This window comes from Pseudomonas sp. SIMBA_068, from assembly GCF_046534705.1.
Lineage (GTDB): Bacteria > Pseudomonadota > Gammaproteobacteria > Pseudomonadales > Pseudomonadaceae > Aquipseudomonas > Aquipseudomonas putida.
The window spans coordinates 1-240 of the sequence record NZ_JAWRYI010001500.1 but is presented as its reverse complement, the minus strand read 5'-3'; the positions used below and the strand labels follow the sequence as shown (position 1 = coordinate 240).

1 protein-coding gene is annotated in these 240 nt (G+C 37.5%); it reads left to right on the top strand.

All coding sequences use genetic code 11. The features are described 5' to 3' along the window. Nucleotides 1-240, top strand: a 240-nt coding sequence (locus SB756_RS34655) for an RNase adapter RapZ (protein ID WP_410913831.1), incomplete at both ends; no start/stop codon positions are given.

The window sequence follows — 240 nt, the reverse complement described above, 5'->3', positions numbered from 1 at the left end:
CTACTTAGACAGTGAAGATCAAACCCTTATTAAACGCTTTTCTGAAACCAGACGCTTACACCCTTTATCAATAGATTCACTTCCGCTTGATTTAGCCATAAAAAAAGAAAAAGAACTTCTCGATGTGCTAATTACGCGCGCCGATTACATGATCGATACCAGTGAGCTAAGCGTTCATCAACTTGCTGAATCAATTCGCGAAAAAATATTAGGTAAAAAAGACAAGCAGCTAATTGTTAC